This is a genomic window from Mesorhizobium sp. LNJC391B00 (assembly GCF_000502535.1).
Taxonomy (GTDB): domain Bacteria; phylum Pseudomonadota; class Alphaproteobacteria; order Rhizobiales; family Rhizobiaceae; genus Mesorhizobium.
This window is the reverse complement of sequence record NZ_AYWI01000013.1, coordinates 51,545-74,488: the sequence shown is the minus strand read 5'-3', so window position 1 is coordinate 74,488 and position 22,944 is coordinate 51,545. Positions and strand designations below refer to the sequence as shown.

General features: G+C 63.2%; 24 protein-coding genes and 1 tRNA gene. 10 read left to right on the top strand and 15 right to left on the bottom strand.

All coding sequences use genetic code 11. From position 1 onward, the window contains the following. Window positions 1–21: 21 nt before the first annotated feature. The 3 genes from X750_RS139840 to X750_RS139850 form a co-directional block, all read right to left on the bottom strand. Window positions 22–1,104 carry an ABC transporter ATP-binding protein gene (locus tag X750_RS139840; RefSeq protein WP_023748491.1) on the bottom strand — a complete coding sequence of 361 codons (1,083 nt, stop codon included), beginning with the start codon at window positions 1,102–1,104 and terminating at the stop codon, window positions 22–24. Then, window positions 1,101–2,672 (bottom strand): iron ABC transporter permease, encoded by a 1,572-nt coding sequence (locus tag X750_RS139845; protein WP_023748490.1) that lies wholly within the window; start codon window positions 2,670–2,672, stop codon window positions 1,101–1,103. The genes X750_RS139840 and X750_RS139845 overlap by 4 nt, the downstream gene beginning before the upstream one ends. A gap of 154 nt (window positions 2,673–2,826) precedes the next feature. Next, window positions 2,827–3,834 carry an iron ABC transporter substrate-binding protein gene (locus X750_RS139850; RefSeq protein WP_023748489.1) on the bottom strand — a complete coding sequence of 336 codons (1,008 nt, stop codon included), beginning with the start codon at window positions 3,832–3,834 and terminating at the stop codon, window positions 2,827–2,829. Window positions 3,835–4,038: 204 nt separating this feature from the next. On the opposite strand from X750_RS139850, the gene X750_RS139855 reads away from it, so the two are divergent. From X750_RS139855 to X750_RS139865, 3 genes are all read left to right on the top strand, one after another. After that, window positions 4,039–4,590, top strand: coding sequence for a sigma-70 family RNA polymerase sigma factor (locus tag X750_RS139855; RefSeq protein ID WP_023671665.1), 552 nt, complete (start codon window positions 4,039–4,041; stop codon window positions 4,588–4,590). A 1-nt stretch (window position 4,591) separates the two neighbouring features. After that, window positions 4,592–5,230, top strand: a complete 639-nt coding sequence (locus tag X750_RS139860) for an NrsF family protein (protein WP_023671666.1) — start codon at window positions 4,592–4,594, stop codon at window positions 5,228–5,230. A 202-nt stretch (window positions 5,231–5,432) separates the two neighbouring features. After that, the gene (locus X750_RS139865; RefSeq protein WP_050588816.1) at window positions 5,433–7,367 is read left to right on the top strand and encodes a PAS domain S-box protein; all 1,935 of its coding nucleotides are present in this window, start codon (window positions 5,433–5,435) and stop codon (window positions 7,365–7,367) included. Window positions 7,368–7,396: 29 nt separating this feature from the next. Here X750_RS139865 and X750_RS139870 read toward each other — a convergent pair whose 3' ends face one another. The 7 genes from X750_RS139870 to X750_RS139900 all read right to left on the bottom strand — a co-directional run bounded on the left by X750_RS139870 (window position 7,397) and on the right by X750_RS139900 (window position 12,824). Beyond that, window positions 7,397–8,275, bottom strand: a complete 879-nt coding sequence (locus tag X750_RS139870; RefSeq protein ID WP_023671668.1) for a 3-hydroxybutyryl-CoA dehydrogenase — start codon at window positions 8,273–8,275, stop codon at window positions 7,397–7,399. Window positions 8,276–8,395: 120 nt separating this feature from the next. Next, a complete protein-coding gene (locus X750_RS139875) occupies window positions 8,396–9,325 on the bottom strand; it encodes an electron transfer flavoprotein subunit alpha/FixB family protein (RefSeq protein ID WP_023742875.1) in 930 nt (309 codons plus the stop codon). Between the two features lie 19 nt (window positions 9,326–9,344). Next, complete coding sequence (locus X750_RS139880; RefSeq protein ID WP_023737458.1) at window positions 9,345–10,094, bottom strand: electron transfer flavoprotein subunit beta/FixA family protein; 750 nt, start codon at window positions 10,092–10,094, stop codon at window positions 9,345–9,347. Window positions 10,095–10,310: 216 nt separating this feature from the next. Beyond that, window positions 10,311–11,111: a rhomboid family intramembrane serine protease gene (locus tag X750_RS139885; protein ID WP_023737459.1), complete on the bottom strand. Its 801-nt coding sequence runs from the start codon at window positions 11,109–11,111 to the stop codon at window positions 10,311–10,313. Window positions 11,112–11,140: 29 nt separating this feature from the next. Then, the gene (locus X750_RS139890; RefSeq protein ID WP_023671672.1) at window positions 11,141–11,722 is read right to left on the bottom strand and encodes a cob(I)yrinic acid a,c-diamide adenosyltransferase; all 582 of its coding nucleotides are present in this window, start codon (window positions 11,720–11,722) and stop codon (window positions 11,141–11,143) included. A gap of 19 nt (window positions 11,723–11,741) precedes the next feature. Then, the gene (locus X750_RS139895) at window positions 11,742–11,933 is read right to left on the bottom strand and encodes a twin transmembrane helix small protein (RefSeq protein ID WP_023671673.1); all 192 of its coding nucleotides are present in this window, start codon (window positions 11,931–11,933) and stop codon (window positions 11,742–11,744) included. Window positions 11,934–11,957: 24 nt separating this feature from the next. Further along, window positions 11,958–12,824 carry an SDR family oxidoreductase gene (locus X750_RS139900; RefSeq protein ID WP_084567195.1) on the bottom strand — a complete coding sequence of 289 codons (867 nt, stop codon included), beginning with the start codon at window positions 12,822–12,824 and terminating at the stop codon, window positions 11,958–11,960. 60 nt (window positions 12,825–12,884) lie between these two features. Between X750_RS139900 and X750_RS0133675 the strand changes: the two genes are divergently transcribed. Further along, window positions 12,885–13,736 carry a YihY/virulence factor BrkB family protein gene (locus X750_RS0133675; RefSeq protein ID WP_023671675.1) on the top strand — a complete coding sequence of 284 codons (852 nt, stop codon included), beginning with the start codon at window positions 12,885–12,887 and terminating at the stop codon, window positions 13,734–13,736. On the opposite strand, the gene X750_RS0133670 is transcribed toward X750_RS0133675, so the two are convergent. Then, a complete protein-coding gene (locus X750_RS0133670) occupies window positions 13,733–14,608 on the bottom strand; it encodes a DMT family transporter (RefSeq protein WP_027050717.1) in 876 nt (291 codons plus the stop codon). The two genes, X750_RS0133675 and X750_RS0133670, sit on opposite strands and share 4 nt — an antisense overlap. Window positions 14,609–14,827: 219 nt before the next feature. On the opposite strand from X750_RS0133670, the gene X750_RS139905 reads away from it, so the two are divergent. Further along, window positions 14,828–15,115 carry a hypothetical protein gene (locus X750_RS139905; protein ID WP_023671677.1) on the top strand — a complete coding sequence of 96 codons (288 nt, stop codon included), beginning with the start codon at window positions 14,828–14,830 and terminating at the stop codon, window positions 15,113–15,115. Here the strand turns inward: X750_RS139905 and gluQRS are convergent, their stop codons facing one another. Further along, entirely contained in the window at window positions 15,116–15,991 is an 876-nt protein-coding gene (gene gluQRS / locus X750_RS139910; RefSeq protein ID WP_023704304.1) for a tRNA glutamyl-Q(34) synthetase GluQRS, read from the bottom strand. Between the two features lie 74 nt (window positions 15,992–16,065). On the opposite strand from gluQRS, the gene X750_RS139915 reads away from it, so the two are divergent. Together X750_RS139915 and X750_RS139920 are read left to right on the top strand one after the other, a co-directional pair. Then, window positions 16,066–16,707, top strand: coding sequence for a DNA-3-methyladenine glycosylase (locus X750_RS139915; RefSeq protein ID WP_023685318.1), 642 nt, complete (start codon window positions 16,066–16,068; stop codon window positions 16,705–16,707). A gap of 127 nt (window positions 16,708–16,834) precedes the next feature. Beyond that, entirely contained in the window at window positions 16,835–17,392 is a 558-nt protein-coding gene (locus X750_RS139920; RefSeq protein WP_008874122.1) for an HNH endonuclease, read from the top strand. A gap of 267 nt (window positions 17,393–17,659) precedes the next feature. Here X750_RS139920 and X750_RS139925 read toward each other — a convergent pair whose 3' ends face one another. Together X750_RS139925 and X750_RS139930 are read right to left on the bottom strand one after the other, a co-directional pair. Beyond that, the gene (locus X750_RS139925) at window positions 17,660–18,178 is read right to left on the bottom strand and encodes a disulfide bond formation protein B (protein ID WP_023685317.1); all 519 of its coding nucleotides are present in this window, start codon (window positions 18,176–18,178) and stop codon (window positions 17,660–17,662) included. Window positions 18,179–18,240: 62 nt separating this feature from the next. Continuing rightward, the gene (locus X750_RS139930; protein ID WP_023673756.1) at window positions 18,241–18,825 is read right to left on the bottom strand and encodes a YqaA family protein; all 585 of its coding nucleotides are present in this window, start codon (window positions 18,823–18,825) and stop codon (window positions 18,241–18,243) included. A gap of 206 nt (window positions 18,826–19,031) precedes the next feature. Here X750_RS139930 and X750_RS139935 point away from each other — a divergent pair. Continuing rightward, a tRNA-Leu gene (locus X750_RS139935) sits at window positions 19,032–19,116 on the top strand. A gap of 93 nt (window positions 19,117–19,209) precedes the next feature. Then, window positions 19,210–20,661: a tyrosine-type recombinase/integrase gene (locus X750_RS0133665; RefSeq protein WP_023748486.1), complete on the top strand. Its 1,452-nt coding sequence runs from the start codon at window positions 19,210–19,212 to the stop codon at window positions 20,659–20,661. 9 nt (window positions 20,662–20,670) lie between these two features. Here X750_RS0133665 and X750_RS139940 read toward each other — a convergent pair whose 3' ends face one another. Further along, entirely contained in the window at window positions 20,671–21,087 is a 417-nt protein-coding gene (locus tag X750_RS139940; protein ID WP_023748485.1) for a hypothetical protein, read from the bottom strand. Between the two features lie 761 nt (window positions 21,088–21,848). Here X750_RS139940 and X750_RS139945 point away from each other — a divergent pair. Beyond that, window positions 21,849–22,508, top strand: a complete 660-nt coding sequence (locus X750_RS139945; RefSeq protein WP_023748484.1) for a recombinase family protein — start codon at window positions 21,849–21,851, stop codon at window positions 22,506–22,508. The last annotated feature ends 436 nt before the right edge of the window (window positions 22,509–22,944 follow it).

The following is a 22,944-nucleotide window of genomic DNA, read 5'->3' as shown; positions in this document are numbered from 1 at the left end:
CCAATCCGACGCATCGGCAGTTCAGGCGAAGACATGCGCCTTGCCGGAAACTGTCAGGCGCACGATCTCGCCGACGGAAGGCGCGTCGATTCCCGGCTTGCGTAAGGTCAGCGGTGTGCTGCCGATCGCCGCGGCGTCCGGCGGATCGGGGTTGTTCAACAGCCGCACGGCAATGGTGCACATCGAGCCTGCGAATTCCGAGTCCGTCACCTCGGCGAATATCGTGCCCGCAGGACCCGACATGCCTTCGCGCGACGTGCGATTTACCTGCACCTGCTCCGGTCGCAGCATGATGCGGGCGATGTCGCGCCGCTCCTTCGAGTCGACGGCTATGCGACCAAGCGAGGAGGTGGCGAAGCCGCCTGAAATCTTTGCCGGCAAGATGATGGCGTCGCCAAGAAACTCGGCAACCATGCGGTCTTTCGGCTGCAGATAGAGTTCTCGCGGTGTGCCGATCTGAGAGAACTTTCCGTCGCGCATGACCGCCACCTGGCTGGCGAAGGACAGCGCCTCGGCCTGGTCGTGGGTGACCAGGATGGTGGTGATGCCGGCGGCTTCGAGTAGTTCGGCGACCGCCTTGCGCATCGAGGCGCGCAGACCGGTGTCGAGCGCCGAGAACGGTTCGTCGAGAAGCATCAGCCTGGGCTTCATCGCCATGGCGCGGGCCAGCGCCACGCGCTGCTGCTGGCCGCCGGAGAGCTGGTGCGGGCGGCGCTTGAGGATCGCCTTGTCCAGCCCGACGGTATAGGCGAGCTCGGCGATGCGCTCGGCGCGCTGGTCCTCGCCGCGGGCCATGCCAAAGCCGATATTGTCGCCGATACTGAGATGCGGGAACAGGGCGCCGTCCTGCGCCACCAGGCCGATGCCGCGGCGGTGCGCCGGCACCGCTTGGCCGCCATTGGCCAGCACCTCGCCGTCGAGCACGACGCGGCCCTGGTCGGGCGCCTCGAAGCCGGCGATCAGCCGCAGCAACGTCGTCTTGCCGCAGCCGGACGGGCCGACGATCGCGGTGCGACTGCCGCTTGCGGCGCTGAGCTCGATGCCGGCAAGGGCTGCGACCGGGCCGTAGTGCTTGGTGAGGCCACTGATTTCGAGAAAGCTCATCGCCCGGCCATCCGTTTCGACTGGACATAGAGCAGCCAGGTCAGCGGCAGCGACATCGTCACCATGATGAAGGCGTAAGGGGCGGCCGACGCATAGTCGATCTCGCCGCTATAGGACCAGAACGCCATGGCCAGCGTGCGCGTGCCGTTGGGCGCCAGCATCTGGGTGGCGGTCAGCTCGTTCATGATGCCGAGCGCGACCAGCGCCATGCCGGCCGCAGCCCCCGGCGCCGACAGGCGAATCGTTGTCGACCAAAGCGCCTTCAGCGGCGGCCGGCCAAGGCTGGCGGCGGCGCGTTCGAGCTCGACCGGCGCCTGTGCGATCGAGGCTCTGAGGCTGATCAAGGCGCGCGGCAGGAACATCAGGGCATAGGCGACCAGGATTGTGAACAGCGTCTGGTAGAGCGGCATGGCGATGCGCACGGTAATGGTGACCAAGGCCAGCGCGATGACCACGCCGGGCAGCGAACCGACAATGTAGTTGCAGCCTTCGAGCAGCCGCTGCAGCGGTCCCGGCGCGCGGATCGAGATCCAGGCCATCGGCATGGCGGCGATGGTCGCAAGCAAGGCGCCGGCCAGCGCCAGGAACAGCGTCTGGCCCAGCGCCAGGCCGATCTCGTCCAAACGCCAGACATCGGCCCCGCCGGCGACCAGCCAGCGGCCGACGGTTACGAAGGGCACGCCGATGGCGAGCAGCGTGGTGACGGTAGGCAGAGCTAGGCAAGCCAGCGTGGCGCGCCCGAGCCTCGAGCGCTGCCGGTGGCGCGCCGCGCCTGAGCCGACGCGGGCATAGCGCTCTTCGCCGCGCACCAGCACCTCCAGAGCGAGCAGCACGAAGCAGCATGTCACCAGGACACCGGCCAGCATGTTGGCGGCTGGGCCGTTGAAGGTCGACTGGAACTGGTCGACGATCGCGGTGGTGAAAGTGTCGAAGCGGATGAAGACATAGAGGCCGTATTCGGCCAGCAGATGAAGTCCAACCAGCAGCGCACCGCCGCAAATGGCGAGCCTGAGCTGCGGCAGCACGACGCGCCAAAACACGCGCCATGGTCCGAGGCCAAGCGCTGCGGCCGCATCTTCCAGGGCGGGATCCAGCCGGCGCAATGCGGCCGCTAGTGGCAGATAGAGGAACGGGAAATAGGCAAGGACCGACACCAGCACGCCGGCCCACAGGCCGTGCAGCCCCGGCACCAGGGTAATCCAGGCATAAGAGTGCACGAAGGCGGGGATGGCGAGCGGCGCGACCGACAGCCAGGCCCAGAGGCGGGCGCCGGGCAGGTCGCTGCGTTCGGTCAGCCAGGCCAGCGCTATCGACAGCACAGCGGCAATCGGTACGGTGAGCGCCACCAGAAGCACGGTGTTGACCAGGAGTTCACCGACGCGCGGCCGAAAGATCAGAGCCGAGACGGTGTCCCAGCCCGTCTGCACACCGATCCAGATGATGAACGCCAGCGGCAGCAGCGACAGCAGCGAGACGATTATGGCGGCAAGCGCGATCCAGGACATGGGCTTCCGGCGGGACCGCCCGACTGTCTGGCCTGAACGTGCGAGATCGACCGCAGTTTGCATCAGCTCGACCGCGCCACTGCCGCCGGGGCGGGGGCGCCGCAGGCGCGGCCGGAAACGCAATGTGTCGTCATGGACAATGCCATCTCGAAAACAGAGCGCTCCTGCGGAAAGTCCGGCAGGAGCGCAATCGTTGCCCTTTTAGGACGAACCCAGCCTAAAGCAAGCCGGCTGCCGTCATCAGGTCCGTCACCTTTTTGGAATTCAGTGTCGCCGGATCGACCTTCGGCGCCTGCAGGTCGGCCAGCGGCACCAGCCTGGGATTGGACTGCGCGCCCTTGCCGATAGCGTATTCGAAGGATGTGCCGGTCTTCAGCACGTCCTGGCCGCCTTTGCCGGTCACCCATTTGAGAAACGCCCGGGCTTCCTTCGGGTGCTTGCTCGAGGCCAGCACGCCGCCGCCGGAGATCGAGACGAAAGCGCCGGGATCCTGGTTCTTGAAATAATGCAGTTCGACGTTCTTGCTGTTTTCGCCGGTCTTTGCCTGATCGCCGAAATAGTAATAGTGGTAGATGATTCCGCCTTCGATCTCGCCGGCATTGACCGCCTTCATCACCGTGCCGTTGCCCTTGTAGGCGGTGAAATTCTCCTTCATGGCCTTCAGCCAGTCGGCGGTTGCGGCTTCGCCCTTGAGCTCGAGCAGCGCGCTGACGATGGCCTGAAAATCGGCGCCGGAAGGCGAGGCTGCCCAGCGGCCTTTCCAGGCGGGATCGGCGAGATCGAGCATCGATTTGGGCAGCTTTTCGGCCGTGAGCTTGGTCTTGTTGTAGGCAAAGACGGTGCTGCGCGCCGCGACACCCACCCATTTGCCGCTGCTCGGCTGGAATTCGGCCGGGACTTGCGCCAGCGTGTCGGCGTCGACCGGCGCGAAAAGGCCCGCCGCTTCGACCAGAGTCATGGCCGGCGAGTTCTCGGTCAGGAACACGTCGGCCGGCGAAGAAGCGCCCTCGGCGACGATCTGGTTGGAGAAATCGCTGTCGCCGCCATTGCGCAGCGTGACCTTGATGCCGGTTTCCTTGGTGAAACCTTCGACCCATTCCTTGGCCAGGCTCTCATGCTGGGCGTTGTAGACGATGATGCCGGCATCCGCGGCCATCGCCGGCCCGGCGATCATGCTAACGGCCAGCGCTGTGGCCCCCGCTAGGGTGGAGAGCGTGTATCTCATGGCGTCATCCTCAATCTCGGTGGTTCTGGTTTCGCAGGCTGCACCTATCGATACCTGACAGCAGTAGTCAACATTGCTCGGCTGCTTCAATCGGTCGCCGCTCCCGCAAACTTTCGTGATTTTGCGGCACTTTGGCTTGGACATTATTTCGCCGGACACGTAACAAATCGGTGCCGAGGCGCGAAGATCGGGGAGTGAACTCTTGTGAGCGGCAAGGATGAGGCCGAGCTTTCCCGGCTGATGCGGGCCGCGATCGCGGGAGATGAAAGGGCCTACGCCGACTTTTTGCACCGGATCGCCGCGCTGGTTCGCGGCTTTGCGAGGCGCAAGATCGTACAGGGCGGGGTCGATCCCGAGGATGTCGTGCAGGAAACCTTGCTGGCCATTCATGTGAAACGGCATACCTGGCGCCAGGACGCGCCGGTGTTGCCATGGATCTATGCGATAGCCCGCTTCAAGCTGATCGATGCTTTCCGGCGGCGCGGACGGCGCATCGAAATCGAGATCGACGAGATCGCCGAGACCTTTGCCGAGCCGGAAACCGAGACCGTCAGCGAACGCGACATCAACCGGGCGCTGGACGGACTGCCGGCTGCGCAGCGTTCCGTCGTTTCTTCGATCTCGGTCGACGGCCGCTCCATCGGCGAGACGGCGGCCAGGCTCGGCGTCAGCGAGACGGCGGTGCGGGTGTCGCTGCATCGCGGGCTTGCCGCGATCGCCAAGCGATTTGGGCAGGGGCGCTTCGGGCGGCAGTGACATGAGGACGGAGGATCTCATCAAGGCACTCGACGCCGACACAAGCAGCAAGGCGATGCCGCTGCGCTCGGCCTGGTTGATGGCGGCAGCAGCCGCGGCGGTGATCGCGGCTCTGGTCTTCTTTCTCACCATCGGCCCGCGTCCCGACATCATGACCGCCATGCACACGATGCGGTTCCTGGCGAAGTTCGTGTTCACCATCGTGCTCGCCGTCACCGCCTTTGGCCTGGTCCGGGCGTTGTCGACGCCGGGCGCTTCGACGGCAAGAGCCGCGGCCTGGATGCTGGCGGCGCCGCTGCTGGTGGCCGTGGCGGTGGCTCTCGAACTGTTCATGGTGCCGGAGCCGATGTGGAGCACGCGCATGGTCGGCTCCAACATGATGATCTGCATGGGCTTCATCCCGCTGATCGGAATCGGCCCGCTTGCCGTCTTCCTGTGGATGCTGCGCTATGGAGCGCCGACGCGGCCGGTGTTGGCCGGGGCGGTCGCGGGACTGCTCGCCGGCGGCCTGGCGGCGACCTTCTACGCCGCGCACTGCTTCGACGATTCGCCGCTTTTCGTCGCCACCTGGTACACGCTCGCCATCGCCGTCCTCGCCGGTCTGGGCGCGCTCGGGGGACGGTTCTTCGTGCGCTGGTGACCGGGCCGTCCAAGATCGCCCAATAATCACCGATCCTTAATCATGCCGGGAATTGTTTGCGGGTTCACCGTGTTGCCGGTGGCTCCGGCGCAACCTTTCCTTAAAATCGATCATCCAGTGTTTTTTGCAGAAATGTGTTGCGCATGGGGTGGCATGCACAGTGATGCGACGAGAGCGAAAAAGCCTGCGGGCTGACAGTCACGTGGCTTTGGTGCTTGCGGCCGGAGGGCTTTGCGCTGCCGTGGTCGCGCTCCTGCTGTCGCGGCTCGATCTCAGCGCCGAAGTGCTGAAGCTATGCCTGCAGATATCGGTGCCGGTCGCCGCCGTTGCGCTGATACTCGCCGCCCTGTTCATTTACCGGATACTGGACGATCGCCGGCAGATCGCCGAAAGCGAGCAGCGTTTCCGCCGCGCCATGGAGGATTCGGCGATCGGCATCGCCATTGTCGGCCTCGACGGCCGCATCCACGAAACCAACCCGGCCTTCGCCGCCATGCTCGGCTACAGCAAGCAGGAGATCGAGGCGCTGACCTTCTTTCAGATCACCCATCCCGACGATGTGCAGATCGGCCGTGAGACGATGGACGGCATGCGGGCGGGCACCGTCAACGCTTTCCACTTCGAAAAGCGCTACCTCAGGAAGGACGGCACGCCGGTATGGGCCCATCTTGCGGGCTCCGTCATTCGTGACGAGAAGAGCGGCCGCCCGCTCTACCTGGTCTCGCAGATCGAGGATATCGACGCGCGCAAGCAATCCGAGGCGCGCATAGCCGAGGCCGAAACGCGCTGGAATTTTGCCCTGGCCAGCGCCGGACAAGGCGTCTGGGACCTCGACATGCGCAAGGGTGGCACCACCTACTCCGCCACCTGGGTGAAGATGCTGGGCTATGCCGATGGCGAGCTGGACGGCGACCCCGACCGCTGGCTGGCGATGATCCACCCCGACGATCGCGAAAACGTGGCCGAAGCCGATCGTGCCCATCTGGAGGGCAGGACACCGTTCTTCGAAGCCGAGTTCCGGATGCGCCACAAGGATGGCCACTGGGTCTGGATCCTTGATCGCGGCAAGACGCTCGAACGCGACAAGGACGGAAGGTTGGTCAGGGCCATCGGCAGCCTGACCGACATCACCCAGCGCAAGCAAACCGAGGAAAGCCTCATCGTATCGGCGGCAATGCTGGCCGACGAGAAGGAGCGGCTGAGGGTGACGCTGCAGTCGATCGGCGACGCCGTCATCTGCACCGATGCCGCAAACCGCATCACCTTCATGAACCCTGTCGCCGAAAAGCTCACCGGCGTTGTTGGCGCAGAGGCGCTCGGCAAGACGCTTGGCCATGTCTACTGGGCGGTGGACGAAGAAACCGGGCAAAGGATCGGCATGACGCGGCCGGCGCTCGGCAGCGCCAGCCCTGCCGACCAGAACAGTCGCGCCGTCCTCATCCGTCGCGACGACACGCGCTGCAGCATCCGCCAGGTGGTGTCGCCGATCATGAACGACCGCCAGGAGTTCTGCGGCCTGGTCATCGTCTTCCAGGACTTCACAGATGCGCGCGCCTTGCAGCGCCAACTCGCCTATGCCGCCGCGCATGATGCGCTGACCGGCCTTGCCAACCGTTCGAGCTTTATCCGCACCATGGAGGAACTGGTCGACCGGAGCCGCAAGGCCGGCACGGCCAGGCCGGCGGGCGAGCATCATTTCATGTTCATCGATCTCGATCATTTCAAGCTGGTCAACGACACTGGCGGCCACGCCGCCGGCGACGCCTTGCTGAAGCGGGTTGCCGAGGCCATTCGCGGTGCGCTTGGGCCGGAGGATATCGTGGCCCGCCTCGGCGGCGACGAATTCGCGGTCGTCCTGAAAGCCGGCTCGAGCGCCGGCGCCAGGATTGCCGCGCGCTCGATCATTGAAGCGATCCGCGCCCTTCAGTTCACCTGGGACGGCCGGCCGCATGCGATAGACGCCAGCATCGGGCTGGCGCCGATCCACAGCAACAGCGGTGAAGTCGACGAGATCATCGCCCGGGCCGATGCTGCCTGCTATGCGGCCAAGGCCGCCGGCCGCGGCTGTGTTTCCGTGGCGCCTGACGATACCGGATCAAGCGGCCAAGCAGAGCCGCCGCTTGCAGCGGCGTCCTGAGGGCGGAACTAAGTTACCGTTTTTGTGGGTTAGCGCGTCGGAACCGGATGCTCGCCGCGATAATCGTAGAAGCCGCGCCCGGTCTTGCGGCCGAGCCAGCCGGCCTCGACATATTTCACCAGCAGCGGGCAGGGGCGATATTTCGAATCCGACAGGCCGTCATGCAGCACCTGCATGATCGAGAGGCAGGTGTCGAGGCCGATGAAATCGGCGAGCTGCAGCGGTCCCATCGGATGGTTGGCCCCGAGCCGCATGGCGGTGTCGATGGCATCGACCGAGCCGACCCCCTCATAGAGCGTGTAGATCGCCTCGTTGATCATCGGCAACAGAATGCGGTTGACGATGAAGGCCGGAAAATCTTCAGAGACGGTGATCGTCTTGTCGAGCTGTTTCACATAGGCCTTGGCCGCCTCGAAGGTCTGATCCTCGGTAGCGATGCCGCGCACCAGTTCGACCAGCTTCATCAGCGGCACGGGGTTCATGAAATGTATGCCGATAAAACGCTCGGGACGGTCGGTCTGCGCCGCAAGCCGGGTGATCGAAATCGACGAGGTGTTGGTCGCCAGAATGGCTTCCGGGTTGAGCTGGGGACAGAGCTGCGCGTAAATCTTGCGCTTGACCGTCTCGTCCTCGGTCGCCGCCTCGATAACCAGATCGGCACCGGCGAGATCAGCCATGGTGGGGGCTGCGGAAATGCGCGCCATCGCTTCGTTACGCAGCTTTTCCTCAAGCTTGCCGGAGCCGACCTGACGGGCCATGTTGCCGCTGACCGTGGCAATGCCCTTCTCGATACGGTCGGGCGAGACGTCGTAGATCAGCACCTTGAAACCCGAAAGTGCTGATACATGCGCGATGCCGCCGCCCATCTGGCCGGCGCCGATGATGCCGATCGTCTCGATCTTGGCCATTTGCAGCGATCCCGTCGAAAAGGCCTTTGCGGCCTGCTTTTTGTGCAGTGCAAACTAAAAGGGTGGGGCAGCTTCGTCTATCCCACCCTTTCACAATTTAATACGCTTTGGCAGAGAGCGTCAAAGCGCCTTTTGCAGTTCCGGCAGGATGACGAACAGGTCGCCGACCAGGCCGTAATCGGCAACCTGGAAGATCGGCGCCTCTTCGTCCTTGTTGATGGCGACGATGACCTTCGAATCCTTCATGCCGGCAAGGTGCTGGATGGCGCCGGAAATGCCGACGGCAATATAGAGGTCCGGCGCCACGACCTTGCCGGTCTGGCCGACCTGCCAGTCGTTCGGGGCGTAGCCGGCGTCGACGGCAGCGCGCGAGGCGCCGACGGCTGCACCGAGCTTGTCGGCGACCGGCAGAATGACCTCCTGGAACTTTTCCGAGGAACCGAGCGCGCGACCGCCCGAAATGATGATCTTGGCCGAGGTCAGCTCCGGACGGTCCGTCTCCGACAGCCTGTTCTCGACGAAGGTGGACAGGCCCGGATTGGACGCTGCCTGGATCGTCTCGACCGCGGCCGAACCGCCTTCGGGCGCGCCCTGGAAGGAAGCGGTCCTCACGGTGATCACCTTCTTGGCGTCGCTCGACTGCACCGTCTGGATGGCGTTGCCGGCATAGATCGGACGCTTGAAGGTATCGGGCGAAATCACTTCGATGATTTCCGACACCTGCGCGACATCGAGCAGGGCCGCGACGCGCGGCGCGACGTTCTTGCCCGACGAGGTCGCCGGCGCGATTATGGTGTCGTAGGCGCCGGCCAGTGAGACAACGAGTGCGGCGAGCGGTTCGGCGAGGCGCTCGGCCAGTTCGTCGGCCTCGGCCAGCAGCACCTTGCTCACGCCCTTGAGCTTGGCGGCGGCGTCGGCAGCGCCTTTGGCGCCTTTGCCGGCAACCAGAACATGCACGTCCGAACCGATCTGCAGCGCCGCCGAGAGCGCCTTGGCGGTCTGGTCAGAAAGGCTGGCGTTGTCGTGTTCTGCGATGAGGAGAATGGTCATTTATCTGTTCCTTCCAGTCTCAGAGCACGCCGGCTTCGTTCTTCAGCTTGTCGACCAGTTCGGCGACGCTCTTGACCTTCACGCCCGCCTTGCGGCCGCTGGGCTCCTCGGTCTTGAGCACCTTCAGGCGCGGCTTGACGTCGGCGCCGTAATCGGCCGGGCTCTTTTCGTCGAGCGGCTTCTTCTTGGCCTTCATGATGTTGGGCAGCGAGGCATAGCGCGGCTGGTTGAGGCGAAGATCGGCGGTGATGATCGCCGGCATCTTCAGTTCCACCGTCTGCAGGCCGCCGTCGACTTCGCGCGTCACCTTGGCCTTGTCGCCGTCGATCACGACTTTGGAGGCGAAAGTGCCCTGTGCCCAGCCGAGCAGGGCGGCCAGCATCTGGCCGGTCTGGTTCGAGTCATCATCGATCGCCTGCTTGCCGAGGATCACGAGACCGGGCTGTTCGGCGTCAACGACGCCCTTCAGCACCTTGGCGACGCCGAGCGGCTCGGTCTGTTCGTCTGTCTTGACCAGGATGGCGCGGTCGGCGCCCATGGCGAGCGCGGTGCGGAGCGTTTCCTGCGCCTGCTGCGGGCCGATCGACACGACGATGATCTCTTCGGCCTTGCCGGCTTCCTTCAGCCGGAGCGCCTCTTCCACCGCGATCTCGTCGAACGGGTTCATCGCCATCTTGACGTTGGCGAGTTCAACCGCCGAACCATCAGCCTTGACGCGAACCTTGACGTTCGCATCCACAACCCGCTTCACGGGCACAAGGATCTTCATTTGCCTGTCACCTCTCCTGAGATATCCGGGCGCGCTATAGCAGCGTGCGCCTCCGCAGAGTTGTCGAAAGCCGACATTCCTGACTGAATTCCGGCCAAACGGAATTCTGGCCGGACGGAATTCTTGTCTTCTGCCGCCTAGCGGTGGCGCTCTCCGTAGTTGTGGAGACGCAACACGTCAATATGCCACGGCAGCGGCCAAACCGCTCAAATCGGTTCAGTTGTGACCGGAAGCGCCACCCCGGCCCCAACGCGTCTCAGGTTGCACGGGAGCGGGACCGGCTGGCGCCGGCCCAGTAGAAGCGGCTGGCTGATCGGCGGGTTCCGGCTCGCCGTCGTCACCGGCGAGCAGCGGCACGCCGCGGCTGCGCATGATGAGCACCAGCACGCCACCGGCAATGATGCCGCCAATATGGCAGGCCCAGGATATCTGGTTTTCGCCGCCGGCGGCAAACATCACCACCTGGAAGCCGATCCACAGGATCAGCGGGATGAAGGCAGGGATACGCAGCGGAATGCGGGCAAAGACCAGCACCCACACTTTCACCCGGGGGTAGAGGACCAGATAGGCGGCGACGACGCCGGCAATGGCGCCGGAGGCGCCGATCAGCGGCACCTCCGAACTCCAGGCGACGAGCCCTTGGAAGAAGGCGCCGGCGATGGCGCAAAGCAGGTAGAAGATAAGGTAGCGGATGTGGCCGAGTGCGTCCTCGACATTATCGCCGAACACCCACAGGAACAGCATGTTGCCGCCGAGATGAAAGATATCGGCATGCAGGAAGGCATAGGTGAGGTAACTCAGGCTCTCCGGAATGACGACGAATTGGGGCGAGAGTTCTGCCGTGTCGTGGACAACCGAAGGGATGAAGCCGAGGCCGAGCACGGCGGCGTTGTTGAAATTTTCGCCGCCGATCGTGGTGATGAGAAAGACCAACACGTTGGCCGCGATCAGGCCGATCGTCACATATTGCAGCCGGATGTGGCGCAACCTGTTGGAGTCGTAAAGCGGGATGAACATGCCCCAAGCCCTTTCCCGCCTTCGAAAATTCAGCGGTTCTTGCCGGGCACCCATAACACGTCGGCATTTCCGTTGTCATTGACCGCACGAGCGGCGACGAACAGAAAGTCGGAGACGCGGTTTATGTATTTCAGCCCCTCGCGATTGACATGTTCGGCCGGGTCCTGCGCCAGTGCCACCATGATCCGCTCGGCCCGTCGCGCCACGGTGCGGGCAAGATGAAGTGCTGCCGCCGCCGGCGTGCCGCCATTGAGCACGAAGGATTTGAGCGGCTGCAGATCCTTGTTGAGAAGGTCGATATCCTTTTCGACGCGGTCGGTCTGCGAGGCGATGATGCGCAGCGGTTCGTAGCCAAGCGGCTTGCCGTCGTCGGGCACGGCGAGATCGGCGCCGAGGTCGAACAAATCGTTCTGGATGCGGGACAGCATGGCGTCGATGGCGGGATAACTTGCCGCTGTGTGCAGGCGGGCGATGCCGATGCAGGCATTGGCTTCATCGACGGTGCCGTAGGCATCGACGCGCAGGTCGGATTTCAGCCTGCGTTCACCGGTGCCGAGGCCAGTGGTGCCGTCATCGCCGGTGCGGGTGTAGATCTTGTTGAGCTTGACCACGTCGCCTCCCGAACGGCCGTCACTTGCGGGTGAAGTACACCACCAGCAGGATCAGTGCCAACGCCAGCGCCTGCAACAGCACGCGCGCCTGCATCAGCTTGTTCGAGCTCACACCGGAGCCGCCGCGCATCATGTTGATGAGGCCGCGGACAAGCACGATCACCACGGCGACCATGACGAGGACGAGGAGGACTTTGATGACGGTTGCCATGATCTGTTCCCAGTTCTGTTGCGGTCAGGCGCGTCCGGCCAGAACGCGGTAGAGCATCGATGCCGGCAGGATGCGCTTGAGCATCACGCCAATCCTGGCCGGCACTGTTACCACATAGTGCGGGCGCGGGCGCCGCGACAGAAGTGCATGGCGCAAGGCCGCATAGACCACCTCCGGCCCCTTTTTCAGCCGTGATGAGCTGCCGCCGGCCCGAAGCCGCGCCAGCTGCGTGGCATAGGCGACGTGGTGGACGGAATTCTCGTGGTCGATGTTTTTCAGGAACCAGAACAGCCCGTTGCTGACGATTTTCGAGGTCACCGGCCCCGGTTCGATCAGCGAGACATGGATGCCGCTGCCCCTGAGTTCCTGCTGCATGCACAGCATCAGGCCTTCGAGCGCGTGCTTGGAGGCTGAGTAGGCGCCGCGAAAAGGCACCGGCGCTAGCCCAAGGATCGAGGAACAATGAACGAGGCGGCCATGTCCCTGGCGACGCATTACCGGTACGATGCGTCGGGTGAGGTCGTGCCAGCCGAAGAAATTGGCCTCGAACTGCTCGCGCAATGCCGCAACCGGCAGGTCTTCCACGGCGCCGGGCTGTGCATGGGCGCCGTTGTTGAACAGGGCGTCGAGGCGTCCGCCTGTCCGCTCCAGCACCGATGCCGCAAGTGCTGCGATGGAATCCGGCTCACGGTAGTCGAGATAAAAGGCCTCGATGCCGTCGGCTTCAAGTGCGGCTATGTCATCCGGCTTGCGCGCTGTTGCAAACACGCGCCAGCCATCCGCCTTCAGTGCACGGGCGCAGTGGGCGCCTATCCCGGACGAGGCGCCGGTGACGATGATGGTGCGCAACTCTTTGGCAGGCGGCATCGTGGTTTGAGCAAGGGTTGCCATTTGCCACAATCCCTTCCCATATTCGCGGCGTCGAGACAATCGAAGGGAACGCGGCTCTTGATGCGGAATATCGTCGTGCTGCGCCGCGTGCTCTATGACGCGCTTGGCCATTTCAACACCGATGACGGCTGGGCCATGGCCAGCCATCTGGCGATCACTTCGCTCATGGCGCTGTTCCCGTTCCTGATCTTCGCCACCACGCTGGCGAGCTTCCTCGGCGCGCAGGCGTTCGCCGATACTGCCGTGCACCTGGTCTTCGACACCTGGCCCGAACAGATCGCCAAGCCTATCGCGCGCGAGGTGCTCAACGTGCTGACCGTGCGGCGCACCGATCTTTTGACCTACGGCGTGCTTCTGGCGGCCTATTTCGCCTCCAACGGCATCGAGGCGCTGCGCACCTCGCTCAACCGCGCCTACCGCGTCGCCGAAACGCGCGGCATCATCTACCGCCGGGTGCAGAGCATTTTCTTCGTGCTGATCGCGACGGCCGGTTTCCTGGCGATCAGCGTGCTCCTGGTCTTTGCGCCTTTGCTGGCGCGGCTGGCGGAAGCTCATTTCGAGTGGATCAAACCCTATACGGGCACGATCACGCTATGGCGTTACGTCATCGCCTCAACCGTCATCATTGGTGGCTTGTTTGCCGTCCACTATTGGCTGCCGGCGGGCAAGCGCCGCTTTGTCTCGCTGGTGCCTGGCATCATCTTCACTCTGGCTGCGTGGCTTGTCGGCTCGACGATGTTCGCGACCTACCTCGACCATTTCTCGTCCTATGTGACGACCTATGCCGGCCTCGCCTCGATCATGATCGCCGTCGTTTTCCTCTATATGCTGTCGGCGATCTTCATCCTCGGCGGCGAACTCAATGCGGCGATCAGCCGCTTTCTCGAAGCGCGCGCGCGTGTCGGCAGCTAGGTTTTGGCTGGCCGAGCCGTGGCCAGCCCGACGCCGAGCGTCGCGATTGCCATGCCGACGATCTGCACGAGGCTGAGCCGTTCGCCGAACAGCGCCCAGGCGATGACAGCGGTGACGGCCGGCACCAGGTAGAACAGCGACGCGACCTTCGACATCTCGCCGTCGCGGATCATCACCATCAGCAGGAAGATGGCGCCGATCGACAGCACCAGGACCAGCCAGGCCATGGCGAAGATCAGTTCGCCGTTGATGATCACCGTGTGGGTCTCCAGTGCCAGCGAAGCCAGGATCATCAGCGAGCCGCCGCCAATATATTGCCACATCGTCGCCGCCACCAGGTCGCCACCCGAGGCATAGCGCTTCTGCCAGATGGTCCCGGCGCTCATGCCCAGCACCGAGACCAGCGACGCCGTCAGGGTTTCGGGCGTAACGCCGCCGCCGAGAGCGCCGAGCTTCGGCCACAGCACGATGATCACTCCCACAAGGCCGACGGCAAGGCCGGCCCAATGGCGCGGCAGGATGGCCTCGCCGAGGAACCGGCCGGCAAGCACGGCGGTGATCAGCGGTTGCAGGCCGACGATCAGCGCCGAAAGCCCGGCGGGCATGCCCCTGTGGATCGCCCAGAACACGGCGCCGAGATAGATGCCATGCATGAGGATGCCGGCGACCGTGGCGTGAAGCGCTTCTGCCCTTGTGGCTCGCTTCGAGCCAAGCACGAGCATCAGCCCGGCAAGCAGCAAGGCGGCGATGACAAAGCGGGCTGCCAGAAAGGTGAAGGGCTCCGCCCAGGGCATGGCGTAGCGCGCGCCGATGAAACCTGTCGCCCATAGGACGACAAACGAGGCGGGGATGAACCGCTTGAGACTGTGCATTTTCGGGGAAGCCGTTTCCGGTGGAGAGGTCCGATTCGGTGAAGAGACAAATACGGCAATTGCTCTAATGCGGTTCAATCCGGCAAGCAAAGCGAAACAATTGGTACATAAGCTCATCCTGATGTAGGAGGTGGCCGAATTCAAAGGGCGGCGTCAGGGCAATCGACTTCTGTCGATGGATCCGGCGACATGGCGTTTTGGCTTCGACAGGGAGCGCGCATGCTGTTGCATCTCGACACAAGCTGGCTGTTGATGACGGTGGCCAGTGTGGCCGTGTTCGGCTTCTTCTTCGGCTCAGCGCTCGACGCCATCATGCAGGAGGACGGTTTTGGGTCGACCGGCAACACATTGCTGTTCACGCTCGGCTTTTTCGCCGCGGTCATGGCCGCGAACGAACATGGCATCGTCCTGAGAGATCTGAAGCTCGCGGTTGCCTGGGGACTGGGCGGCGCCTTCGCGTTTATCGGCGCGTTGGCGCTGCTCAAGGCGGGGCTGGCCCGGCTTTAGTCATAGCCCGGCCAGCCGCCTGACTTCGTCCGGCGACATGCCTGCCTGCCTCAGCGCGGCAAGGCCGGTATCAGCAAAACTCTTCGACAGTTTGCGCCCATCCGGACCGAGTATGAGACGGTGGTGGAAATACTGCGGCTGGCCGAGGCCGAGCAATTCCTGCAGCAGGCGCTGGATGCCGGTCGCGGAATAGAGGTCGCGGCCACGCACGACATGGCTGACGCCTTGCAGAGCGTCGTCGACGACGACGGCCAGGTGATAGCTGGTCGGGATGTCGCGGCGCGCCAGAATGACGTCGCCCCAGTCCTGCGGACGCGCCTCGACGCGCTGCGTCGCCGAAAGCGTCTCGTTGGTGAATTCGCGCCAGGACAAATCCGTGCCGACGCGCGCCAGCGCTGCATCAATGTCGAGGCGCCAGGCGAAGGGCGCATTTTCGGCGATGCGGCGGTTGCGTTCGCTGACCGGCAGCGCCTTGTCGGCGGCGGGATAAAGCGGCACGCCGTCCGGGTCGCGCGGCCAATCGCGGCGGCGCTTTTCGCTGTCGGCGATGAAGGCCCTGATCTCGCCACGGCTCATAAAGGCAGGGTAGACGAGTTCTTCGCGGACCAGCCGGTCGAGCACGGCCTGATAGTCGGTGAAATGCTCGGCCTGGCGCCGCACCGGCTGTTCCCATTCGAGACCTAACCATTCGAGGTCGCGAAAGATGCCGGCCTCGAATTCAGGCGTGCAGCGGATCGTGTCGATGTCCTCGATGCGCAGCAGCAGGCGGCCGCCGGCCGCACGCGCCAGTTGCTGGTTGAGCAGTGCCGAATAGGCATGGCCGAGATGCAGTTCGCCATTCGGGCTCGGCGCGAAGCGGAATGTCAGGAGCGTCATCTCACAAGCGGCAATCGGGTTGTGCAGCGGTTTTGCCAATTGCTACCGTGAGGTCGGTTCAGGAACAAGAAAACATGCAACGCATCGCGACACTGGACGATATTGCGCGCGGGCTGGATGCGCTTTGCGCAATCGATCCGCGCCTGGAAAAGGTGCGCGGCATGGCCGGCGAGGTGCCGCTGCGGCTGTCGGAGCCCGGCTTTCGAAGCCTGGCCTCCATTATCGTTTCGCAACAAGTATCCCGTGCGAGCGCCGATGCCATTTTCGGCCGGCTGGTGAAACTGGTCGATCCGCTAACGCCGCAGGCGATCCTTGCCGCCGGCGAGGACATGTTTCGTGAGGCTGGGCTGTCGCGGCCGAAGCAGCGCGGTCTGATCGCGGTTGCGCAGGCCGTGGTTGAGGGGCTCGACCTGCATCACCTCTGTTCGCTCGACGCCGAAGAGGCGATCGCGGCTATGATCGCGGTGCCGGGCATCGGCCCGTGGACGGCGGAAGTCTATCTCCTGTTTGCCGCCGGCCACCCCGATATTTTCCCCGCGCGCGACGTCGCGCTGCAGAGCGCGGTCGGCCACGCGCTCGGCATCGAGCCGCGTCCGCCGGAGAAAACGCTGATCGCCCTGGCCGAATCATGGAGCCCGTGGCGAGGTGTCGCATCGCGGCTTTTCTGGTCCTATTATCGCGAAACCAGGGGCCGGGACGCAGCACCTCCGGCCTGAAACCTTAAAAAAGCATGAAAATCCTGCATTTTTGCCGCTTTTGGCTGATGACAATCCGCTTCACATCCCTGTCATGTCGGGCTTACAGTATCCGCGCCGATCGGTTCTAGAACGAGGAGGTCAACAAGTGACGGTTGCCGTATCTCCGGATGGGCTTCCTGCGCTGGTGCTGAATGCGGATTACCGTCCGCTCAGCTATTACCCCTTGTCGCTCTGGTCCTGGCAGGACGCCATCAAGGCGGTGTTCCTCGACCGGGTCAACATCGTCGCCGAATACGAGCATGCGGTGTCTTCGCCGACCTTTTCGATGAAGCTGCCCAGCGTCGTCAGCCTGAAGGCCTATGTGAAGCCGTCGAGGCACCCGGCATTCACCCGCTTCAACGTGTTCCTGCGCGACCGCTTCCAGTGCCAGTATTGCGGCACGCCCGAGGATCTGACCTTCGACCACGTCATCCCGCGCCATCGCGGCGGGGCGACGACGTGGGAGAATGTCGTGGCCGCCTGTTCACCCTGCAATCTGAGGAAGGGCGGCATGATGCCGGCGCACGCCAAGATGTGGCCGCTGCAGAAGCCCTACCAGCCGACCGTGCACGACCTGCACAACAATGGCCGGCTGTTCCCGCCTAACCATCTGCATGAAAGCTGGATGGATTATCTCTACTGGGATGTGGAGTTGGAGCCGTAGGGATTGGCGCGATCGGCCTTGCCAGGGCAATCGCCGATGTCAGGTGCTGCCCCTCATCCGGCTGCCGCCACCTTCTCCCCGTATAGTGACGGGGAGATAGGGAATTGGCTGCAAATTTGGCGCCCTTCTTTCAGCGTTCGGGATTGGCGAAACCATTGATGACTGCGTCTTTCTCCCCGTCACTATACGGGGAGAAATGCCCGGCAGGGCAATGAGGGGCGGTGCCAACATTTAGAGACTGGCCGTATGGCGCGACCTCGCACTTGATTAATCGCGGGCCAGCGCGCCGCGAAAGGCGACGGCGGCGAGGATGAAGCTGGCGATGGCGTTCCAGCCGGCCAGCGACAGGCCGAGGATACGAAGGGCTGCCTTGTCGCAGGATGGCGGCACGAATTTGTCGAGCGCGTCGAGCACGCCCTTGCCGCCGGTGTCGACCGGGCCGGCGCCGGCCGTGCAATCGGCCGGGCCCTGCCACCAGGCCCATTCGACGCCCGAATGATAGACGCCGAGATAGAGCCCATAGAGCATCAGCAGGCCGCCGACGGCAAGCAGGCCGCGCGTCAGCCATGCGGGCGCGCTAAGCATCGAGGTAATCACCGCCAGCAGCATCAGCGGGGCGCCGATATAATAGGGCGTGCGCTGCTCCAGGCACAGATGGCAGGGGATGTAGCCGCCTATGTGCTGGAAGGCGAGCGCGGAGCCGACCGTGGCGGCCATGGCCACGGCGAGAAACAAAGCGGTGCGCGTCCGCTGGCGTCCGGTATCGGCTGTCATCGTGGCTGTCATGTTTCGTCCGTTGAATTCGCCGTCCGCCGGCATAGTCCTGACCCACCGCCCGCCTTGGGCGGTCAGAAGGCGTATTTGACGACGATATAGAGCAAAATCAGGGCAGCGGCGCCGGCGCCGACGATCAATCCCAAACGCTTCTCGATGAATTCCTTGATCTCTTCGCCATAGCGGCGCAGCAGCCAGGCAAGAAGCAGGAAACGAGCGCCACGCGCCAGGATGGCGGAGACGATGAAGACGAAAAGATTGACGTGGAGGGCGCCTGCCAGAATGGTGACCACCTTGATCGGCGGCAAGTGGGCGGCACCCGATGTGACAAGCAGCACCAGCATCAGCCCGGTGCCGGCCGACTGCCACCTCTCGAACGCGTCAAGGCCGCCAAAGTGCTCCAGCATCGGCCGTGCTATCGTGTCGTAGGCATAGTAACCGATCAGCCAGCCGGCAATGCCGCCCAGCACCGACGCGACAGTAGCGGTCAGCGCATAGCGATAGGCGCGTTCGGGCCGCGCCAACGCCATGGGCAGGTACAAGACGTCGGCAGGTATGAAAAACACCGAGCTTTCGACGAAGGCGATGAAGGCCAGCCACCATTCGGCGGATTTGCGGGCGGCCAGCGACAAGGTCCAGTCGTAAAGTCCGCGAAGCATCGGCTCTCCTGGATGCAGGTTGCCCAGACGCAACGCGCTTTGATGCGCGTCTGTCTAGAAAGATTTTCCGCGCCGCACAATGGCAGGAGCTTCACGAAACAGAAAGGCGGGCTTTTGCCGCAAGCAGGGCACGGCGGCGCATTTGGCCAGTTGACGAACACGCCTCCAACCGTATAGTCCGCGCCCATCCAGGCCTTTGGGCCTGAGCCCCTATGGCGGAATTGGTAGACGCGCTCGACTCAAAATCGAGTTCCGCAAGGAGTGCTGGTTCGATTCCGGCTAGGGGCACCACTGACCACCAGCAAGCCCAGTAGTTGCAAGGCTTTCAAGGGCTTAGACGTCCCCCGAGGTACATCGTTGAGGTACATTAGGGGGTCCAACATAATGAGCAGCGTGATCGTGGACTACTGGCAAGAGCGCAAGAGCAAGAAGCTGGGGAGCTCCACCTATCGTTACCGGCGCGTCGTCAAACCTGAGCTTCGATCTATCTTAAGTAAGGGCGAGATCACCATACCGTTGGGAAATGCCAAGGGCGAGGCGCTGGCGAAATACCGGCAAGTGCATCGCGAGGTCGAGCAGATGCTGGCGGCGGCTTGGGATGAGGTGCGCGGCATCAATCGCCCCAAGACCGCGCGGGAGTTGTTCCAAGAGACCGTTGAACGGATCAAGGCGCTGGGGCTCAATCCTTACAGGCCGCCGATTGATGAGGACGAGGCTGGCGACGACGACCAAGAGACCCGTGACTGGATCGAGCGCAGTGTTGTGACGGATGCCATCGCGGCCAAGTACCCGACCGACCCTGAGACCGATTACCCAATTGGGGTGAGCGCTGAGGACACGCGACTGGTACGGATGCTCAATACCGCCATTCCCAAGAAGCCCGCGCCGACCATTGAGGACGCCAAGAAGCTCTATCTTAAGGACCGCTTTGCGTTGAACGACCCGAAGCCGCTGGAGCGCAAGAAGGATGAGCAGAGGGCAGAGCGGGCGGTGGGCTACATTGCCAAGGCGCTGGCATCCACACCTGACACGGTCACCGTGGTGAGCATCACTCGTGAGCAGGCCCGGAAGGTGCAAGAATTCATGCGGGGTGAGGTCGGGAGTAAGTCGACGGTCGACCGATATCTGAACGACATCCGGGCGATCATCAATCACGCCATTGCCGAGGTGACGGAGCTGCATGGGCTGACCAATCACTTTACCGGATTGCCCGTGCTGGGGTCTGGGCGCGGCGGCGATACATCCGAGAAGAACAAGAGGCTGCCCTTCACCAAGGGCGAGCTTCAGAAGGTCAGGCAGCGGATCAAGACCCACGCCGACAACCCTGACTTGCCCTTGATGTGGCGGCTGCTGGAGGGGACAGGCTGCCGTCTCGCCGAGGTCACTGGGTTGAGGGTTAAGGACGTAGTGGTTGAAGGGGACACGCCGCATGTCGAGGTCGAATGGCACGAAGATAGGCAGATCAAGACCGACCCTTCAAGACGCCGGGTGCCATTGGTCGGGGACGCGCTGGAGGCCGCTAAGGAGGCCCTTAAGCTGACCGATGGTCCGATGCTGTTCCCCCGCTATGGTGTCGAGGGTGGCAACACGAAGGCGTCTGCGGCGCTGGGGAAGCATGTGCGGAAGGTGACCGACGACCGCAGGAAGGTTACCCACTCCCTTCGGCATAACATGGAGGATACGCTGGACCTTGCCGAGGTGGACACCCACGACCAGAACCTGATCCTTGGGCACACCCTGGGCGGCATGGCGGAGCGATACGGCGGGCCTGAGAGGCGGCTGGAGGTTGCCACAAGGGCGATGAGGAAGGCGGTCTTGGGGGGTCGGCAACCCTGATCGCTGGTCTCAATGAGTGGCATAGAGCGTCCTGGCAACGCCCAAGATGGGCGGAAGGAGGCTTGCTGTGAGGAGGAGCGTAAATGCGCCCAAGCCGACTAGGCCTATAGGGGTGACAATGAATGGAAGTTTCCGGAGAATGAGCCATTCCGAATTTGCGAGATGCTTCTCAACCTGCCGCAGAAGATCGAACGCATTAGAGACCAACCTCGAAATCAAATAGACGCCGAATATTCCCGGGACCATGAGAAAGAATTTGAATACGATTTTGGGAAGTGCCCCTGGTGTTTCCGGTCCCACCACGAACATGAACCAAGATATAAGCAATATGGTCCAATAGGTAATCAGCGTGAGTAGATTTCTTGTGAACTCGAAGACAGGTCTATCCGTATCGAGAACCGCATGCAGATCGTCTTTAAGCGTCATTTCACCCCCCCCCCCNCGTATCGAGAACCGCATGCAGATCGTCTTTAAGCGTCATTTCCCCCCCCCCCCCCTACTGATGCTTCCGATTGTCGACTAGACAGGTGTATAACGACCGGTTGCTACCCGCAGGTCAAGGCCTTCGCCAATAGTCCTCCCGTGCCGCACGAGGGATCGTATATGCGGGTGACCTGATTGTGATGCCAACGAGACCAAGTCTGCCTTGCGCCGGCCACAGGTCAATGCTTGGATGGCAAATAGGGACGACGCGCCAGCCACGGTCTTGCAGGAAGTGACCGGCGCGCCGCCTTCATGGGATTAGATCAGGTTTGGACGCTGATCGGGGTGCTGGTTATGGACGCCAGCCCCCGTTTTCCCATGCCCCAAGTCTATAGCTTGGAGTACCGCTGACAAGCGGAACAACAGTGACTATTTCGTGACCATGACGCCCCATCTTTGCCCTGTGATGACCAAGGGTGGGTCAGGAATATCTGGCGGAAAAATCCGCCCTACCCATCAGATATGTGGCAGCGCGGGATCACCCCCCGTGCCCCCCTTCGGTTCCACCACAGGCCACCCTCAGGACTTCTGGACGGCACCGCTTTGCCCCGCAGAGGCTGCGCCCAGTCGCGTCGAGTGCTGCGGTCGAGGCTTCACCCATGATGAGGTCGGACGGCGCGAGCGCATGACTTGTATCAAGCGCAACGTCCATTGACTTGTGATACAAGACCGCATAGACGTGGTTCCAGACACGAGGAACGGCCATGAAGCGCTACGTCATCTACACCCGAGTTAGCACCGCAGAGCAGGGCAAGAGCGGCCTTGGGCTTGAGGCGCAGCGGCGTGACATCGACATCTTCCTGAACGCCTTCTCGGATGTGCCGTGGGAGATTGTCGGGGAGTTCATGGATGTGATGTCGGGGAAGGTCGACAGTCGCCCCGAGTTGGCGAAGGCGCTGGCGCTGGCGAAGCGGCTCGGGGCTGAGGTTCTGGTTTCCAAGCTGGACAGACTGAGCCGTGATGTCGAGTTCATCGCGGGGGCTATGAAGCGCGCCGCGATACGAGTGGCGACTATGCCGAACGCCGACCCCTTCCAGCTTCACATATATGCGGCGCTGGCAGAGCAGGAGCGGACGTTCATATCAGAGCGGACCAAGGCAGCACTGGCGGCGGCGAAGGCGAAGGGCGTCAAGCTCGGGGGTTACAGGGCGGGGTCGCTGGACGGACGGATAGCGTCCTTGAAGGCGACTGCGGATGCCGATGCGCGGCGGGTGATGGATGTCGTGAAGCCGCTGAGGGACGCTGGCAAGACGCTAAGGGACATCGCAGCGGCGCTTCACGAGGCGGGTGTTAAGACGCCCCGAGGTGGTGCTTGGACGGCCATGCAGGTTAAGCGGACTTTGGATCGGGGCGCGGCCGGTTAGGGTGAACCGTGGCACTGCGACGCCGAATAGGGACAACCGTGGGACTATGAAGCCGAAATGGCCCGAAATCCCATAGGTACTCCACTAGCACTACGAAGCCAAAATCGCCCCATAACCCGATAGGGTACACACTAGCACTATCGAACGCCTTTCTCCCAAGCCTGCCCATAATCCCAATAGGGACACCACTGGCACTACGGAGCCGAATTGCCCCGTAATCTGATAGGGTGACCACTAGCACTACGAAGGCGAAATGGGCATTGATCCCATACCCGCCACACTAGCTCTACGGAGCCGAAAGCCTCACGCGCTCGTCTGCGCGTCGGCCTCTTTCGTGGCGACAGCCTCACCAGCCCCTCACCGCACCCAAGTCGACCCCAACGGCACCGTAAGGCAGCCTGAGGGGATGTTTTGCGGAAGCGACAGCCAACAGGAA

Excerpts from the sequence above, each read along its gene's own strand:
- X750_RS139840 (WP_023748491.1), bottom strand. The coding sequence starts at position 1,104 with ATGAGCTTTCTCGAAATCAGTGGCCTCACCAAGCACTACGGCCCGGTC.
- X750_RS139845 (WP_023748490.1), bottom strand. The coding sequence starts at position 2,672 with ATGCAAACTGCGGTCGATCTCGCACGTTCAGGCCAGACAGTCGGGCGG.
- X750_RS139850 (WP_023748489.1), bottom strand. The coding sequence starts at position 3,834 with ATGAGATACACGCTCTCCACCCTAGCGGGGGCCACAGCGCTGGCCGTT.
- X750_RS139860 (WP_023671666.1), top strand. The coding sequence starts at position 4,592 with ATGAGGACGGAGGATCTCATCAAGGCACTCGACGCCGACACAAGCAGC.
- X750_RS139870 (WP_023671668.1), bottom strand. The coding sequence starts at position 8,275 with ATGGCCAAGATCGAGACGATCGGCATCATCGGCGCCGGCCAGATGGGC.
- X750_RS139875 (WP_023742875.1), bottom strand. The coding sequence starts at position 9,325 with ATGACCATTCTCCTCATCGCAGAACACGACAACGCCAGCCTTTCTGAC.
- X750_RS139880 (WP_023737458.1), bottom strand. The coding sequence starts at position 10,094 with ATGAAGATCCTTGTGCCCGTGAAGCGGGTTGTGGATGCGAACGTCAAG.
- X750_RS139885 (WP_023737459.1), bottom strand. The coding sequence starts at position 11,111 with ATGTTCATCCCGCTTTACGACTCCAACAGGTTGCGCCACATCCGGCTG.
- X750_RS139895 (WP_023671673.1), bottom strand. The coding sequence starts at position 11,933 with ATGGCAACCGTCATCAAAGTCCTCCTCGTCCTCGTCATGGTCGCCGTG.
- X750_RS139900 (WP_084567195.1), bottom strand. The coding sequence starts at position 12,824 with ATGGCAACCCTTGCTCAAACCACGATGCCGCCTGCCAAAGAGTTGCGC.
- X750_RS0133675 (WP_023671675.1), top strand. The coding sequence starts at position 12,885 with ATGCGGAATATCGTCGTGCTGCGCCGCGTGCTCTATGACGCGCTTGGC.
- X750_RS0133670 (WP_027050717.1), bottom strand. The coding sequence starts at position 14,608 with ATGCACAGTCTCAAGCGGTTCATCCCCGCCTCGTTTGTCGTCCTATGG.
- X750_RS139905 (WP_023671677.1), top strand. The coding sequence starts at position 14,828 with ATGCTGTTGCATCTCGACACAAGCTGGCTGTTGATGACGGTGGCCAGT.
- gluQRS (WP_023704304.1), bottom strand. The coding sequence starts at position 15,991 with ATGACGCTCCTGACATTCCGCTTCGCGCCGAGCCCGAATGGCGAACTG.
- X750_RS139915 (WP_023685318.1), top strand. The coding sequence starts at position 16,066 with ATGCAACGCATCGCGACACTGGACGATATTGCGCGCGGGCTGGATGCG.
- X750_RS139925 (WP_023685317.1), bottom strand. The coding sequence starts at position 18,178 with ATGACAGCCACGATGACAGCCGATACCGGACGCCAGCGGACGCGCACC.
- X750_RS139930 (WP_023673756.1), bottom strand. The coding sequence starts at position 18,825 with ATGCTTCGCGGACTTTACGACTGGACCTTGTCGCTGGCCGCCCGCAAA.
- X750_RS0133665 (WP_023748486.1), top strand. The coding sequence starts at position 19,210 with ATGAGCAGCGTGATCGTGGACTACTGGCAAGAGCGCAAGAGCAAGAAG.
- X750_RS139940 (WP_023748485.1), bottom strand. The coding sequence starts at position 21,087 with ATGACGCTTAAAGACGATCTGCATGCGGTTCTCGATACGGATAGACCT.
- X750_RS139945 (WP_023748484.1), top strand. The coding sequence starts at position 21,849 with ATGAAGCGCTACGTCATCTACACCCGAGTTAGCACCGCAGAGCAGGGC.